This is a genomic window from Brevibacterium linens ATCC 9172, assembly GCF_900169165.1.
In the GTDB taxonomy this organism is placed as follows: Bacteria; Actinomycetota; Actinomycetes; order Actinomycetales; family Brevibacteriaceae; genus Brevibacterium; species Brevibacterium linens.
The window spans coordinates 46,677-62,873 of the sequence record NZ_FXYY01000001.1 but is presented as its reverse complement, the minus strand read 5'-3'; the positions used below and the strand labels follow the sequence as shown (position 1 = coordinate 62,873).

Genomic DNA, 16,197 nt, shown 5'->3' with positions numbered 1-16,197 from the left:
CCAGGGTCACCACCCGCTTCTGAGAGAATGTGTCGCCACTTCGTCCATACGAAGGAGCGGCACATTTTTCGTTGCCTGAGAAGATCATCGTTCATCGCTTCTCACGCCCAGGCGGTGCGCGAAGACCATCGTCAGGATGCCGATGAGCACGAGGATGCCCAGACCCCATCGCAGTCCGGCTCCGGTGGCGACGACCCCGATCAGCGGGCTCGTCCCGAGGTAGCCGACCCGCATCAGCCAGTTCACCAGCGTCACTCCCCCGGCCCGGCCCACTCCGGGCAGACGGCCAGCAGCGCCGAGTGCACCGGGCACGAGCGTCGCAGACCCGAATCCGAACGCTCCCATCGAGATGAGCAGCAGGATCGGCTCCTGGGCCGTGATGGCCCCGATCCCGCCGAGAGCGATGAGTCCGCCACCGAGGCGTGCGACCCGACCGGCCCCGAACCTCGTCACGAGCACGTCCCCGCTGAACCGTCCGAGACATTGGCTGCCGATGACGATGCTGAAGGCGATCCCCGCCGAGGCGGCCGGAACGTCAGCGAAATCGACCGCGGCCAGCCCTGCCCAGTTGTTCGCGACGTCTTCGACCACGGCGCCGCAGATCGCCACGATCGCCAAGGGCAGCACCGCCGCCATGATCGCTCGCTTCGAGCGGCCCGCCGCCCCGTCTCCGCCGCGTCTCCCACCGTCGGGACCGGAGCCGCTCTGCTCGGCAGTACGGGAGTCCGTTTCGCTCCCACTCGCCGAATCGGCATCGGAGCCGGCGATCCGCCTCGGCGAGGCATATCCGCCGATGAGGCGCCGACCCACGATCGTGATGAGCACGGCTGCGGTGCCGATGATCGCCAGCCACACCCGCATGTCGGCACCTGCGCTGGCGGCCGCGGTCGCGGCGGCTCCGCTGAGCAGTCCGCCGAGGCTCCACAGCGCATGCATCGATGACAGGATCGAGCGGCCGGCCCGCTCCTGGACGGAGATGCCGACGACGTTCTGCGCGACGTCGACGATCGCATCGCAGCACCCCAGCAGGAGCAGGCAGATTGCCATCATCACGCCGTTGACCGACCATGCCGTCGCGCAGGCGGCCGCACCGAGCATCACCGTCCCGACGATGACGACTCGATGGGCTCCGAACCGGGTGATGAGCGCGGCAGGCAGGGCCGAGGACAGCAGCGACCCGACGGCGAAGCAGGCGACGACAAGGCCGAACTGCCAGGAACTCAGCCCGAGTCGGTCGACCAGCAGCGGATACCACGGCAGGAGAGCCGCGAAGACGGCCCCGTTGCCGGTGAAGTAGAGCCCGACTCCGGCCGCGGCCCTCATTCTGTCTCGACGATTGTCGCTGCGCGCAGGTCTCGCCCGGCCTGTCCGAGGATCACGAGCGCGAGAAGGACTCCGAGCAGGCTCCACCACAGCGAGTCGGTCATGAAGACGAGCACCATCGAGGCGAGGATCGGGACGAGGCGGCGCAGCGACCACCACACATAGCCGCCGAAGCTCGGCATCGCCACGTTCGCCGAATCCGTGACGGATTTGACCATGAAGTTCGGCCCGTTGCCGATGTAGGTGATGGCCCCGCCCATGACGGCACCGAGCGAGACCGCGATGAGCAGCGTCTCGGACACTCCCGCCACTCGCGGTTCGCCCGGCACCTGAGCGGCCATCTCGAAGAAGGTGACATAGGTCGGGGCGTTGTCGAGGACGGAGGAGAGACCGCCGGTGAAGACGAATAGGGAGATCTCGCCCAGCGGGATCTTGTGGGCGACCTGGCCGAGGTAGGCCAGGGCCGGCATCATCGTGAGGAAGATGCCGATGAAGAGCGCTCCGACCTCGAGGATCGGCGTCCACGTGAACTTGTTGAGGTTGAACCGGGCACCGCGATCACCGACGAGGAACGATGTCGCCGCGGACACGAGCATGACGAGCTCGCGCCACGGCACGAAGTCCGAAGCACTCGCATGTCCCGTGTCGATCGCGTGCAGGTCGACCGAGGGGATGAACGCGACGGCGACGATGATGATCGCCAGGAACAGCAGACCGCTGGCACCGCGCAGGCCGATTTTCGTCGCATGCTCGGCGTCCTTGGCCAGGGCCTCGACCGGTTCCTTCGCATACATCTTCGTATCGAGGGCGAAGTAGCTGATGAGCAGCAGAGCATTGACGAACAGCCAGTACGGCCACAGCCCGAACGTCCATTCGAAGGGGACCCCACGCAGCATGCCGAGGAACAGCGGCGGATCGCCCAGCGGTGTGAGCAGACCACCGCAGTTCGCGACGATGAAGATCGTAAAGATGACCGTGTGGGTGCGGTGCCTGCGGTCCTGGTTCGTGTTGAGGATCGGGCGGATGAGCAGCATCGCCGCGCCCGTGGTGCCGATGAACGAGGCGAGCACACAGCCGACGGCGAGGAAGATCGTGTTGTTCCGCGGTGTCGCCTTGATGTCGCCGACGAGGAAGATCCCGCCCGAGGCGACGAAGAGGCTGCCGATGAGCATGATGAATTGGAAGTACTCGAGCAGCGCGTGGATGACGGTCGCCGACTCCCCGCTGAGCAGGAACCACACGGCGATCGGCACGCCGAGGACGAGGGCGACGATGAGCTTGACGAGGTTGCGGTCCCAGATCGTCTCCGTAGCCGGGATGAGCGGGAGCACCGCGATGCATCCGAGAAGCAGAACGAACGGAATGATGCTCCACCAGGCCACGACCATCCGGGGACTCCTTCACTCACTGTCGACGAGCAGACTCGTCCCATCGACCCTGACGCTGTCCCACTTTACTGAATTCGTACACTGTTTCGGATCACGGCCTGCCACACGGACACCGAGAACTGCGGACCACGGACCTTCAGTCGGACCAAGGGCCTTCGGTCGGCCGCCGGCTGCCGGCGAAGGCCTGCCAGTTCGCCGCCGGCTGCGGGCGAAGGCCCGTCAGTTCGCCGAGGCGGTGGTCGACTCTTCGGCGGGGTCGCGGTCCCTGCGCAGTCCGATGAGCAGACCGATGATCGCGATGACGAACACGAGTCCCAGCCCGACGGTCAGTCCAGGTTCGGCCCGGTAGGCCCGCGCCACCGCTGTGAAGCCGAGGAACCCGACGGTCGAGTAGATGAGCGCCCACAGCGATCCGCCCACGACGAGCGCCGGGATGTAGCGGCGGTAACGCATCCCCGTGGTTCCGGCCGCGAGGTTGACCACCGTCTGCAGCCCGATGGTGAGGAAGCTCAGTGCCACGACGGGAGCCCCGAAGCGGTCGATCGTGTCCTCGGCGCGGCGGTATTTGGGCCCGGCCATGATCCTCTCGACCCGGGCGAATCGGCGGATTCCCCTGCGTGCGAAGCGACCGAGCAGGAAGGTGCCGCCGGCGCGGCAGATGATGATGCCGAACATGATCAGCCAGGTCACGGCGATCGGGAACGACCAGTCGAGCGGATTCATCGGTGCGGGCCACTCCTCCCTCCGGGCATTCTCGCCGCAGTGGCGCGCTGCGGACTGATGGATCGGTCGCTCCCATCATAGCCTCATGAGGTTAGGTTTGCCTCACTGAACATTCGGTCGAGACCGATCTCACTCGCCGAGGCGGCTGTGCCCTCGCCGACGGACGAGCCGGGCGTACCGCCTCGGCGACGTTGCTCGGCGGCGTTCCTCGGCGGCGTGGCTCGGCGGCGTGGCTCGTCGGTCAACCGCTCAGACGAGCGCACCGTCGAGGTAGACGGAGTTGACCCGGTCCTCGATTCCGCGGACGTCGGCTGTGCGCAGGTCACCGTCCACGACGACGAGGTCGGCCAGCCCGCCCTCGCTGATCCGCCCAACCCGATCGTCATCGAGCAGCCGGGCGGCCACGGAAGTTCCGGCGGCGAGCGCCTCCGTTGTGGACAGTCCCACCTCGGCCAGCAGGCTGATCTCTTCGAGGTTCTGCCCGTGTGGGCCGACTCCGGCATCGGTGCCCAGGGCGATCGGGACTCCCGCCTCGTGGGCCCGGGCGATCGACTCCTGGTGGGCGTCGACGACGCGCCGGGCCTTGTCCACGACGGAGGCGGGCAGACCGGCCCCGGCATCGGCGGCCTTGATGACGGCCTGCGGAGCCTGCAGGGTCGGGACGAGGTAGGTGCCGTGCTCACGCATGAGGTCGATGGCTTCGTCGTCGAGGTAGATGCCGTGTTCGATCGACCGCACCCCGGCGCGCACGGCGTTCTTGATTCCCGGTGCGCCCTGGGCATGGGACATGACATGGGCACCTTGGGCGGCCGCCTCGGCGACGATGACGGAGATCTCGGCTTCTGTGAACTGCGAGTGCCGCGGGTCGTCCCGCGGGGACAGCACTCCCCCGGTCGAACAGATCTTGATGTGGTCGGCCCCGGCCCGCAGCAGCTCCCGGGCCTTCTTCTGCACCTCTTCGAGTCCGTCGGCGACTCCCGACGGCCGGCCCGGGTGCGGGGCCAGGAACGGGGATTCGGCTCCGGAGACGAGGTGGAAGTCCCCGTGCCCGCCGGTCTGGGACATGATGTTCACGGCGATCGTCAGTCGCGGACCGCGCACCACACCGGTCTCGACGGCGACTTTCGCGCCGAGGTCGGTGCCGCCGGCGTCGCGCACGGTCGTCACTCCGCCCTTGAGGGTGGCTTCCATATTCTTCACCGAGTTATAGAACTGCAGCGAGAACGGATCGTGGAAGTTCGAGGTGGCTGCCGCGCCGGAGCTCGTGAGGTGGACGTGGCAGTCGATGACTCCGGGAATGATCGTCTGTCCCGTGCAGTCGATGTGGTTGTCTCCGGCGTTGTGCGAGCCCTGCCCTCCTTCGGTCACCGCGGCGATCCGACCTCCGTCGACGACGACGTCCCGGGTGCCGGGCAGGAAGCGGGTTCCGTCGAAGACTGTGGCGTGGGTGAGTACTGTGACCATGGGCGTGCTCCTCATCGTTGAAAGTCAGCTGGTCGACCGTGGACGGTCGTCTACTCACATCTATCACGGACGCCCCCGCCGTGACGATCCGCGCGCTGATCAGGACAGCGCTGACGATACGATGGGGCCGTGGACCCGGAACGCGCACATGAGGCGTCCCGACCCGAGTTCACGTCCGCGACACCTTCGTCGGCTACGTTCACCGGCGGTGCCGGTCGCCCCGGCACCAGTCAGCTCCCGATCGACCCGGAAGACACGTGAGAGAATACGCACCGCAGTTCCCATCCCCCGTACGTCCCCGTGAGGACCGCACCCTCATCGACGTCCTCCTCGAGTCGGCCGCTGCTCATCCCGATCAGCCTGCCCTCGACGACGGCGCTCGGGTGCTCAGCTACTCTGAGCTCATCACCGCGATCCGCGATCTCGCCCTGGAGATGGCCGCTGCCGGAATCGGGCCCGGGGACAAGGTCGGCATCCGTGTCCCCTCGGGATCGGTGGACCTGTACCTGGCGATCCTGTCCACGCTCATGCTCGGCGCGGCCTACGTTCCCGTCGATGTCGACGACCCGGATGAACGCGCGCGCACCGTCTTCGCCGAGGCGGCCGTGACCGGGGTGATCACCGCCGGACCACACATCGAATCCCGCACCGACCGCGGGCCCCTCGATCGCTCGGAGCTGCGGTCGCCCACTCCCGATGACGACTGCTGGGTGATCTTCACCTCCGGATCGACGGGCACCCCGAAGGGCGTTGCCGTCACTCACCGTTCGGCGGCGGCCTTCGTCGACGCGGAGGCGGCCCTGTTCTGTGTCGAGGAGCCGCTGGGATCCGGCGATCGCGTGCTGGCCGGACTGTCCGTGGCCTTCGACGCCAGCTGTGAGGAGATGTGGCTGGCGTGGAGGCACGGCGCGTGCTTGGTCCCGGCCCCGCGTGCACTGGTGAAGTCCGGGATGGATCTGGGTCCGTGGCTGTCATCGCGGCAGATCACCGTCGTCTCGACCGTGCCGACCCTGGCCGCACTGTGGCCGGCAGAGAGTCTCGACAACGTCCGCCTCCTCATCTTCGGCGGAGAGGCCTGCCCGCCCGAGCTCGGCCGCCGGCTGCGCGACGACGACCGCGAGGTGTGGAACACCTATGGCCCCACCGAGGCGACCGTCGTCGCCTGTGCGGCCATGCTCGACGGGTCCGAGCCGGTGCGCATCGGCCTGCCCCTCAAGGGCTGGGACCTCGCCGTCGTCGATGCCGCGGGAGTACCCGTCGCCGCAGGCGAGACCGGCGAACTCATCATCGGCGGGGTCGGACTGGCCCGCTACCTCGATCCGGCGAAGGACGCCGAGAAGTTCGCCCCCATGCCGAGCCTCGGCTGGGACCGGGCGTACCGGTCCGGCGACCTCGTCGTCAACGATCCGGCCGGGCTCATCTTCGTCGGCCGTGCCGATGAGCAGATCAAGCTCGGCGGCAGGCGCATCGAACTCGGCGAGATCGATGCCGCCCTGCAGGCCCTGCCCGGTGTCGAAGGTGCCGCGGCCGCGGTGAAGAAGACCGCGGCCGGCACGGACGTCCTCATCGGCTATCTCGCCCCCGGTGCCGGTGCGGGCGAGGCCGACCTTCCCGATTGGGAGGCGCGGCTGCGCGACGAACTGCCTGCCGCGCTCGTTCCCCGTCTGGCTCTCGTCGCGGACCTGCCCACGAAGACCTCCGGCAAGGTCGACCGCAATGCCCTGCCCTGGCCGCTCGACGCCGGCACCGAGGCGGCCGGATCCGATGAGGTCTTCGACCACGACACGGAGTGGGTGGGGCAGCAGTGGGCCGCGGTCCTCGGCGCCCGTCCGGGCAGCGATACGGACTTCTTCACGGCCGGCGGCGGCTCCCTGGGTGCGGCACAGCTCGTGTCCCGTCTGCGCACCCGCCATCCCAGCGTCACCGTCGGCGATATCTACGCCCATCCGCGCTTCGGCGCCCTGGCAGGGCTCTGCCTCGGCGAGGAAGGATCCGGGATCGGACCGACGGGACCCAAGCGCACGATCACCCGGACCTCCCGAGGGATGCAGGCCTTCCAGGTGCTGCTCGGGATTCCGGTGCACATCCTCGGAGGGGTCCGGTGGGTGGTGCTGGCGATGGTGGCGGCGAACCTCGGCGTGAGTCTGGGCGCGGATCTGCCGCTGACTCCGTGGCCGGTCGTCGCCGTCCTCTTCCTCGTCTTCGTCACCGCATGGGGGCGGATGCTCATCTCGGCAGGAGCGGCACGGCTGCTCATGATCGGGATCCGGCCCGGGGTCTATCCGCGCTCGGGCTGGGTGCACAAGCGGCTGTGGCTGGCCGAACACATCGCGGATCTCGCCGCGGCGGTCTCGGTGGCGAGCGCTCCCTGGGTGACCTGGTACGCGAAGCTGCTGGGCAACCGGATCGGGCCCGATGCCGATCTGCATTCGGTGCCGCCGGTGACCGGTCTCCTCACCCTCGGCGAGGGTGCGGCGATCGAACCCGAGGTCGATCTCAAGGGCTGGTGGGTCGACGGTGATCTGCTGCGCATCGGACGCATCGACATCAGTCGCAATGCCACGATCGGTGCCCGGTCGACGCTCATGCCCGGCGCCGAGGTGGGGGTCGGGGCCCTCGTCGAAGCCGGATCGGCGGTGACCGGGCGGGTGCGGAAGAACCAGATCTACTCGGGTTCACCGGTGGTGCGCGTCGGGAAGGCGAAGAAGTCCTGGCCGGCTCCCCCGCCGAGGCGACGGCTGCCGTTCCTGTTCTATGCCGTCGGTTCCCAGATCAATGCGCTCCTGCCGTACCTGGCGGTGGTGCCGGGCATCGCCCTCATGCTCGGGGTCTCCGGGATCGAGGTCGTCGAGTCTCCCTGGCTGTTGGCGGCATGGTCGCCCGTGGTCGCGTGCCTGTGGTTCGTCACCACGGCCCTGTTGGTCCTCATCGCGGTGCGGATTCTGGCGATCGGCATGGACGAGGGCGAGTTCCCCGTCCGTTCGGCCAGAGGTTATCGGGTGTGGGCGACCGAGCGTCTGCTCGACATGGCCCGGGACCTGCTGTTCCCCCTCTACGCGTCGATGCTCACCCCGTGGTGGCTGCGCCTCCTCGGTGCGAAGGTCGGGCCGGGCACGGAGATCTCGACGGTCGTCTTCGTTCCGAAGATGACGACGATCGCCGCCGGCGCCTTCCTCGCCGATGACACCATGGTCGCCAGCTACGAACTCGGCCACGGCTGGATGCGGGCCGGGCGGGCGAAGGTCGGTAAACGCGCCTTCCTCGGCAACTCGGGGATCGCCTCCCCCGGCCGCAGGGTGCCGAAGAACTCCCTCGTCGCGGTGCTCTCGGCAGCGCCGGCGAAGGCGAAGAAGGGGTCGTCGTGGCTCGGTTCTCCCCCGGTGCAGCTGCGCCGCGCGGCCGTGGAGTCCGACGAGTCGCTCACCTATGCCCCGACCTTCGGGGTCAGGGCCGCACGTGCCTTCTGGGAGACGCTGCGGATCTCATCGATCATCGCCGGCGGTCTGCTCATCACCGGAGTCGTCCTCACCATCTGGTTCTTCCTGGGACTGTCGGGCGGGGTGGCTGCAGAGTCGACGACGTTCCTCGCCTCGGTGCTGCTGGCCCTGCTCACCTCGGGCATCGTGATGATGGCCGCAGGTGCTGTGGCGGCGGGACTGGCCGTGGCGGCGAAGTGGATCCTCGTCGGCCCCATCCGCCCCGGGGAGCATCCGCTGTGGTCGTCATTCATCTGGCGCAACGAGGTCGCCGACTGCTTCGTCGAACTCGTGGCCGCCCCCTGGTTCACCAGGAACGCCGTGGGCACGCCGGCGATCGTGTGGTACCTGCGGGCGATGGGCGCCAGCATCGGGCACGGCGTGTGGTGTGAGAGCTACTGGCTGCCGGAGGCCGACCTCGTCGAACTCGGGGACAACTCGACGGTCAACCGCGGCTGTGTGGTCCAGACTCACCTGTTCCATGATCGGGTGATGAGCCTCGATGCCGTGCAGTTCGATCCCGGCGCCACCTTGGGACCCAACAGCGTCATCCTCCCGGCATCCACGCTCGGTGAGAACGCCACGGTGGGAGCGACGTCTCTGGTCATGCGCGGTGAGTTCGTGCCGGCGCATGCCTACTTCAGCGGCAATCCTGTCATACCCTGGGTGGATGCCCCAGAACTTCCCTCACTCGAAGAGACAGGCCGATCGCATGCTTGATTCCTATACCCAGGGCGTCGGCAACGCTGACCTTCGCATCGACCACTACGATCTCGACCTCGACTACCGCATCGGCCCGAATCGGCTCTCCGCCCGGGCGGTGCTCAAGGGCCGGGTGCTCTCCGACACCTCATCGATCGTTCTCGACCTCACGGGGCTGCGGGTGACGAAGGCCAGCGTCAACGGCAAGAAGGTCCGCTTCTCCGCCCGCGGGAAGAAGCTGCGGTTGACGACCCCTGCGCTGGGCAGCGACCAGCCGGTGGTCATCGACATCAGCTATACGGGCAATCCGGAACCGGCGATCGGCACCTGGGGTGACATCGGCTGGGAGGAGCTCGAAGACGGAGTGCTCGTGGCCGGACAGCCCGTCGGCGCATCGACATGGTTCCCGTGCAATGACCATCCTTCGAACAAATCCCAGTACCGCATCTCGGTGCTCGTCGAGTCCGAGTACACGGTGGTGTCCAATGGGTCCCTGACGAAGAAGACCCGCAAGGCCGGGCGGACGCGGTGGACGCATGAGTCGACGACTCCCCTGGCGACCTACCTGGCGACGGTGCAGATCGGCCGGTACAGGTACGGGCAGATCCCGCTGAGCTCCGGAGCCACCGGGGTCGGCGCCGCAATCCTCGGCGCTGCGAAGGACGCCGTCGCGGGATCGGCCGGCGATGCCCTGTCGAGCGCCGCCCGAGGAGTCGCCGGTGCTGCCGGCAAGGACGTGTCCGTTCACGATTCCTCGGGCAGGCGCACGACTCACAGCCGGACCGAGTCCCCCGTTCCCCTCGGCGTCTACGCCGACGATCATTGGGACGTGGCCGTCGAGCGCCTCGGTGTCCAGCACGGAATGATGAACCTGTTCATCGAACGCTTCGGCCCCTACCCGTTCGACGTCTACGACGTGGTCGTGACCGATGACGTGCTCGAGATTCCGCTCGAGTCGCAGCCCCTGTCAGTGCTCGGGCCCAATCATCTGGGTCCCGAGTGGGAGGCCGAGCGCCTCGTCGCCCACGAGATGGCGCACCAGTGGTTCGGAAACTCGCTCACCCCGTCACGCTGGCGCGACATCTGGCTCAACGAGGGCTTCGCCTGCTACGCGGAATGGCTGTGGTCGGAGGAGTCCGGGCGGGCGAGTGCCGATGAACGTGCCAGGCAGTGGTGGGAGGAGCTGTCCGCTCAGCCGCAGGATATTCTGCTCGGCGACCCGGGCGGGCCGGACATGTTCGACGACCGCGTGTACAAGCGCGGCGCCCTGTGCCTGCACGCTCTGCGCCGCGAGCTCGGCGATGCGGACTTCTTCGCCGCCGTCGGCGAGTGGACGAAGCGGTACCGTCATTCGTCGGTGAGCACCGAGGAGTTCATCCGCTGCTTCTCCGAGTCGACAGTGCGTGACATCGCCGAGGTGGTCCGTCCTTGGCTCGAGGAGCTCGAACTTCCCGAGCTTCCGTAGAGGGGTTCCGGAGCTTCCGTAGAAAGGTCAGGGGCCGACTGCGCCTCAGCCGAGCTTGCGGACGAGCACGTCCGAGTCCCCGTTGCGTCCGACGGGCTCGAATCCGTGGTCGGCGTAGAGCTTCGCCGCCCCATTGCCGTCTTCGACGGACAGACTCACCGCAGGGAAGCCGCTTATCCGGGCCAGCGCGCAGACCGTGTCGAGGAGGGCTCCGCCGATGCCCTGCCCCTGGTGGTCGGGCAGCACTGCCATCGAGAGTTCGGGGATGTCCGCCGCCACCCAGCCGTAGCCGGTGAACGGCGTCTGTTCATCCGACGGCGTCAAATCGGCGGCTGCCGGCTCGGAGCCAGTCGGCTCGGCAGTTGAGTCGTCGGCCTGACCGCCCTGACCGGGTTCGGGGCCGGCCCCGGCCTCCGCATCGTTCTGGGCCTCTGGATCGCGCTGGCCCTCAGCCGTCGCCCCGGCACCACCGTCGGGCACGACCTCGCTGCGGACCACCTCGGTGCCGGTCTTGTCCAGGGCAGAGGCGAAGTCTCCGCCCACCCGCTCATCGGCTTTGCCGACGACGTCGTCGATATCGGCCAGACGCACCCACGCAAGTCCGACGATCGGCGACTGCGCATCGGCTTCGGCGTGCGCGGCGACGGCGATATCTCCCTCGCGTCCCCAGCCGCGGTAGTAGAAGACGGCATCGCTGCGGTATCGGAGGTCCTCGAGCTCGATCCGGGGTCTGTCCATCGACCAGTTGAAGCACAGATCGAGGAACGGCAGGAAGGTCTCGTCATCGGTCTCGGCGGGAAGCGGACGGATCCGTCCGCGCAGCAAGGCGCCGGCCGCCTCGGCGGAGGTGTTCGGCGAATCATGAGCGTCAGTGTGGGCAGCGTTCATGAGATTCCTTTCTCGACGGCGCGATCGATCCACGCCCGGTTGCGTACTCGCCAGCCCAGGGTCAGGGCGCGGAAACCGACGAATCCGATGCAGAATCCGGCCCAGAGCCCGGGTGCTCCCGGCCAGATGCTGATGATCGGAATGAGCAGAATCGCGTATCCGATCACAGCGACCAATTGTGCCAGAGCCAGGTATCTCGCGTCTTCGGCTCCCATCAGCACGCCGTCGAGGACGAAGACAAAGCCCGCGATCGGCATGCTCAGTGCCAGGATCGGCAGGAGGGCGGCCAGCGCCGACACCACGGCGGGGTCGGAGGCGAAGGCACGGGGGATGACTCCGGAGCCGGCGAACAGGACGACGCCGACGACGATGCCGAAGACGATCCCCCACAGGCACAGGCGGCGGTTGATCGCGGCGACCGCCTCGGTGTTCTTGGCGCCCAGCTCGAGGCCGATCATCGCCTGGCCGGCGATGGCCAACGAGTCGAGGGCGAGCGCAAGCGCGAAGAAGATGCTCTGAGCGACCTGGATCGCCGCGAGGTCCGTCGTGCCCATCGCCGTGGCCAGGAAGACGAGCAGGATGAGTGCGGCACGCAGCGAGGCATTGCGCACCAGCAGCCACCCGGACGTCTTCGCCGAAGTGAACACGCCGGTCCAGTCGGGGCGGATGCCGGCGTGGAGGCGGCGGGCCGCGTGGACGGAGATGGTGAGGTAGACCGCGCACATTCCGGCCTGCGCAAGAACCGTGCCCATCGCCGATCCCGCGACCCCCATACCGACCCCGTAGATGAAGAAGGCGTTGAGGCCGATATTGGCGATGCACCCGGCAGCGGCGACGACCAGCGGGGTCTTCGTGTCTTGGAGTCCGCGCAGCAGTCCGGTGGCCGCGATGACCATGAGCATGAATGGCAGCCCCCACCACGAGATCGCCAGGTAGGAGTGTGCGCCCTCCGTGATCGCCGGATCCGGGTCGAACGCCTCGATCGCAGTTTTCAGCAGGGGCAGCCCGACGATGATGAGCAGGATGGACGTGCCCAGTGCCAGCCAGATTCCGTCGAACCCGGCCGTGATCGCGCCCGGTCGGTCCCCCGATCCCATCCGTTTGGCCACACGCGGTGTGGTGGCATAGGCGAGGAAGATCATCAGACCGAGCACCGTCTGCAGGATTGTGGAGGCGATCGCCAGCGATCCCAATGCACCGGCACCGAGGTGGCCGACCATGGCCGTGTCCGTGAGCAGGAAGATGGGTTCGGCGATCAGGGCTCCGAGTGCGGGAAGAGCCAAACGGAGAATGTCTTTGTCGATCGCTGCCACGTCCCCGATTCTAGCGAACCGGTTTCGCTGGGCCCGAGTGCCGCGGATCGCCCCTGCGCGAAGGTGGGCCGACTGGTTCCGAGGACCGCCCCTGTGCGAAGGCCGGCCTACACGTTCCGAGGAGCGCCCCTGCGGGAAGGCGGGCTCACCTCGATCGCACTGTCGTGTCAGTGCCGAACTGTAGAGTCGGAGGACAAACAGAGCATCATCGCCGAGGATGAGAATGAATAAGTCATGATCGATCAATAATCGTCTTTTGTTCTATTTGTAATCGTATTGTGACATTAATATATGCCTGCAGATCATATAATTGAGATAGGCGATTTCCCGACGAGCGACTTCCACAGAGGCGTGGAGAGGTGAGACACCGATGAAGAACATCGGAGACAACGACGGACGGACGTCGCTCCTGCCTGCCGCTCCCTCAGCAGAGGCAGACAGTCGGACCCTGTCCCAGTTCCGTCGTGCGCACGGGCGTCGCATGGAAGAGGCCGAAGACAGTGACCTCGTCGACCTGCTGGATGCCTATACGCAGAGCAGTCTCGCGCAGATCAACTCCATGGTCGCCACCAGTCGTGCCGTTGCACAGGATGTTGCCTATGCTCTCGGGCTCCTGGGATGCCATCCCGACGCAGTCTATGAATTCGCATCATTCACCGAGACCTGTACCCGTCACTCCTCGGCTGAAACCGGCAGAACACTTGCCGGCCTCGGCGAGAAGAAGGCTCAGACCCAAGCAGCCGACGGTGCCGTCGGCTCGCACCGAAGCCGCGACTGCGATGCCATCGACCAGAAGATCTGCGCAGTCGACCTCCCTTCCGACGACCTCTTCTCCACGCGCAGGACCTGGACCAACCGAGAGAATCTGGCGTGGACACGAGCTGTGGCTCAGGTCGAAGCCGAATCGGGTACGAAGATCGGCATCAGCGCTGGGCCGAAGAAGGACCGTGCCGCCGGTCGCCGTCTCCGTCGAGTCCGGAAGTTGGCCGAGGAGTTCCTGTCCGATCCTGCTCTGCTGCCTGACTTTCCAGGCTTTGACCCGGAAATGACTTTCTTCGCATGGCTGCGCAGCAATATCGAGCCGACTGAGGCGGGCGTGTACTCGACCCTGCTCGGTGCGACCACGAGCAGATCGCTCCAGCACATGACGTCGTCGATGACGCTGGCGCACGGGCTTCCGCGGTTCCTCAAACGCTGTCTGGATGGAGACTTCACGATCGAGCATGTCGATTGTGTGACCCGCGCGTGCCGAGACCTGCACTTCGAGCATCTGCCTGCGCTCGACGACTATCTGGCTCACAGGCGCGCCGACATCACGATCGAGACGTTCAAACGTTCGGTCGCGCTGAAGATCGCCGCGCTTCAGCCGGCCGAGGATACGGTGAAGAGCGTATCGCTGCGGCGTCGGGTCGACTTCAGCACCGGCGACGACGGAACTGCCTACCTCACACTGACCGGTCCCGCCCCAGAACTTCAGGCCTGCTTCAGGAGGCTCGATACCTTCTGCCGGGCAGTGCATAAGAACAATACGAGTGCGTTCACGAGCCAGCTCAAGGCAGGCGACTGCTTCGATGAGGAACGGTCGATCTCTGCCCTGATGTTCGACATCCTCACGCGCACGCGTCCTCAGCTGAAGCTGCGCATCATCAGCACCAATGACGCAGACGGCTCGTCGACGAGTTCCGATTTCTCTCTCGACGGCCTCTTCGCCGGCCCCGACGGCACCCCGATGCACGAAGGCGAGGCCCTGCTCGACTACATCGAGCGGGTATTCGACGACATGGACAAGAATGGTTACGAGGCACCGACGCAAGCCGCGTCGGCCGATTCGGGAGCCTCAGCACAGAGCGAATCCCGCCCCAATGCGCCGATCACTCCGGCAGGACGCACGTTCGAGTCCCAGCTGCTCGAAGCCGTCCTCAGCAGCAACAGCACGACCGATCCTGACGCGGCCGAATCACTCTCGACTCTCATCGGCTCGCGTGCCAGTGGAGCTCGCCCCGCCGCCGAGGGCTCCGAGTCGGCATCAGCAGGCGCTGTCGACGCATTCGGCAATCCCATCCTCGATGCCGGCGAGCGCCGCATCAGCTTCGAATTCCTCCTGGATATGCCGACCAGTGAGTATTGGCTGGCGAATCAGGCGAGCACATTCATCACCGTTCCTCTGCTGACGCTGCTCAGCCAATTCCAGTCGGAAGACGGCAGTCCTCCGCTGTCGCCCACGGATCCCCCGGGTGCACTACCACTGACCGGGGAATCCTCAGCTCCTCCGCCAGCCGTCGCGGCACCGCCACCGACGACGGACGCCTCAGCTCCTCCGCTTCCCACGGAGTCACCAACGCCCCCGATCACTCCAAGAGCAGAGCCCACAGGCCCTGACGTACCGCTGACCTCAAGTGAGGTGTGCGATCTGGCGGGTATGCTTCCAAGCGGGTCGCCGATCCCTGCCGACATGGCACGACGGGTCGCCGGCTACTCCACCACATGGACCAGGCTGCTCACCGACCCGGCGACCGGGACACCTGTCGACGCGAAGGCAGCGTCCTACGCGATTCCCAACAGCGTGCGCAAGACACTTGTTGCTCAGTTTGCGACGTGCACATTCCCCGGCTGCACTCAACCAGCTGAGGTGACAGAGGTCGATCACATTGACCCGTTCAATCACTCCGACCCTACCCAGGGCGGACTCACTCGCTTCGGCAACCTCCACTGTCTCTGCAAGGCGCATCACCAGCAGAAGACCAACGGCAGTTTCGACGTGCGGATGACCGAACCCGGCCACTTGGAGTATGTCTTCCGCAAGGGTGTGACCGTGGAGGTCGTCTCACCGGACAACCCCATCAGCGTCGAGCATGCCCGGCTGTTCCTCGAACGATTCGGCAGTGGCCTCGCACGACAGTGCCGAGCGGTCACAGTGGAGCAGTCGAGCACAGAGGATCCATCCGCCCACGGCCATGCGCGAGCGCCCGAAAGTGATACTGGCGCTGAGCGTGACTCTGACGTTGAGCGGGGATCTGACACTGACCGGGGATCTGACTCTGAGCGGGGATCTGGCACTGAGCCATCGACGGCCCAGAGCGGCGGTGCAGATGCGAAGCACCCGGCTCCCGGCGATCGGAAACGGGCGCGGGAATGCCCTGAACCAGCGGCAGCCGAAGGCACCCCCGGCTGGAGGGAACTCGTTGCCGGGGATCTCTGCGCATTCACACCGGTGTCTTCGCCGAGCAGAACCGGCGGACCGTCCGGCGCCCTGCCAGACGACGAGGACGGCCCGGAGCTGCGCGATTGGTTCTGGGACTCCGGCGAACCTCCACCATTCTGAAAGGTGTACTGCGCAACGAGCCTCCGTTGACGTCCGACTACGACGACTTCATCACCGCTGACGGCTCACTGTCGGCACACCACCGGCGAGAAGTCGGCATCCACACCGCTCGTCGACGCAGAAAGGGCCGACG

General features: G+C 66.7%; 9 protein-coding genes. 3 read left to right on the top strand and 6 right to left on the bottom strand.

What is annotated here, in order from left to right; translation table 11 throughout:
• Positions 1 to 84: 84 nt before the first annotated feature.
• The 4 genes from BLIN9172_RS00275 to BLIN9172_RS00260 all read right to left on the bottom strand — a co-directional run bounded on the left by BLIN9172_RS00275 (position 85) and on the right by BLIN9172_RS00260 (position 4,898).
• Positions 85 to 1,323 (bottom strand): MFS transporter, encoded by a 1,239-nt coding sequence (locus tag BLIN9172_RS00275; protein WP_101553341.1) that lies wholly within the window; start codon positions 1,321 to 1,323, stop codon positions 85 to 87.
• Positions 1,320 to 2,711 carry a sodium:proton antiporter gene (locus tag BLIN9172_RS00270; protein ID WP_101553340.1) on the bottom strand — a complete coding sequence of 464 codons (1,392 nt, stop codon included), beginning with the start codon at positions 2,709 to 2,711 and terminating at the stop codon, positions 1,320 to 1,322. The genes BLIN9172_RS00275 and BLIN9172_RS00270 overlap by 4 nt, the downstream gene beginning before the upstream one ends.
• Before the next feature lie 219 nt (positions 2,712 to 2,930).
• Positions 2,931 to 3,434 carry a DedA family protein gene (locus BLIN9172_RS00265; protein ID WP_101553339.1) on the bottom strand — a complete coding sequence of 168 codons (504 nt, stop codon included), beginning with the start codon at positions 3,432 to 3,434 and terminating at the stop codon, positions 2,931 to 2,933.
• 249 nt (positions 3,435 to 3,683) lie between these two features.
• Positions 3,684 to 4,898 (bottom strand): metal-dependent hydrolase family protein, encoded by a 1,215-nt coding sequence (locus BLIN9172_RS00260; RefSeq protein WP_101553338.1) that lies wholly within the window; start codon positions 4,896 to 4,898, stop codon positions 3,684 to 3,686.
• Positions 4,899 to 5,155: 257 nt separating this feature from the next.
• On the opposite strand from BLIN9172_RS00260, the gene BLIN9172_RS00255 reads away from it, so the two are divergent.
• Both BLIN9172_RS00255 and BLIN9172_RS18395 read left to right on the top strand, forming a co-directional pair.
• Positions 5,156 to 9,094 (top strand): Pls/PosA family non-ribosomal peptide synthetase, encoded by a 3,939-nt coding sequence (locus BLIN9172_RS00255; protein WP_101553337.1) that lies wholly within the window; start codon positions 5,156 to 5,158, stop codon positions 9,092 to 9,094.
• Positions 9,087 to 10,541 (top strand): M1 family metallopeptidase, encoded by a 1,455-nt coding sequence (locus tag BLIN9172_RS18395; RefSeq protein ID WP_257904147.1) that lies wholly within the window; start codon positions 9,087 to 9,089, stop codon positions 10,539 to 10,541. The genes BLIN9172_RS00255 and BLIN9172_RS18395 overlap by 8 nt, the downstream gene beginning before the upstream one ends.
• Before the next feature lie 45 nt (positions 10,542 to 10,586).
• Here BLIN9172_RS18395 and BLIN9172_RS00240 read toward each other — a convergent pair whose 3' ends face one another.
• Entirely contained in the window at positions 10,587 to 11,429 is an 843-nt protein-coding gene (locus BLIN9172_RS00240; RefSeq protein ID WP_101553336.1) for a GNAT family N-acetyltransferase, read from the bottom strand.
• Positions 11,426 to 12,742, bottom strand: coding sequence for an MATE family efflux transporter (locus tag BLIN9172_RS00235; protein ID WP_101553335.1), 1,317 nt, complete (start codon positions 12,740 to 12,742; stop codon positions 11,426 to 11,428). Before BLIN9172_RS00235 ends, BLIN9172_RS00240 begins: the two co-directional genes overlap by 4 nt.
• Before the next feature lie 370 nt (positions 12,743 to 13,112).
• Between BLIN9172_RS00235 and BLIN9172_RS00230 the strand changes: the two genes are divergently transcribed.
• The gene (locus tag BLIN9172_RS00230; RefSeq protein WP_101553334.1) at positions 13,113 to 16,064 is read left to right on the top strand and encodes an HNH endonuclease; all 2,952 of its coding nucleotides are present in this window, start codon (positions 13,113 to 13,115) and stop codon (positions 16,062 to 16,064) included.
• Positions 16,065 to 16,197: the final 133 nt, after the last annotated feature.

What these genes read in the sequence shown, in the direction of transcription:
- BLIN9172_RS00275 (WP_101553341.1), bottom strand. Translation starts at nt 1,323, where the DNA reads ATGAGGGCCGCGGCCGGAGTCGGGCTCTACTTCACCGGCAACGGGGCC.
- BLIN9172_RS00270 (WP_101553340.1), bottom strand. Translation starts at nt 2,711, where the DNA reads ATGGTCGTGGCCTGGTGGAGCATCATTCCGTTCGTTCTGCTTCTCGGA.
- BLIN9172_RS00265 (WP_101553339.1), bottom strand. Translation starts at nt 3,434, where the DNA reads ATGAATCCGCTCGACTGGTCGTTCCCGATCGCCGTGACCTGGCTGATC.
- BLIN9172_RS00260 (WP_101553338.1), bottom strand. Translation starts at nt 4,898, where the DNA reads ATGGTCACAGTACTCACCCACGCCACAGTCTTCGACGGAACCCGCTTC.
- BLIN9172_RS18395 (WP_257904147.1), top strand. Translation starts at nt 9,087, where the DNA reads ATGCTTGATTCCTATACCCAGGGCGTCGGCAACGCTGACCTTCGCATC.
- BLIN9172_RS00240 (WP_101553336.1), bottom strand. Translation starts at nt 11,429, where the DNA reads ATGAACGCTGCCCACACTGACGCTCATGATTCGCCGAACACCTCCGCC.
- BLIN9172_RS00230 (WP_101553334.1), top strand. Translation starts at nt 13,113, where the DNA reads ATGAAGAACATCGGAGACAACGACGGACGGACGTCGCTCCTGCCTGCC.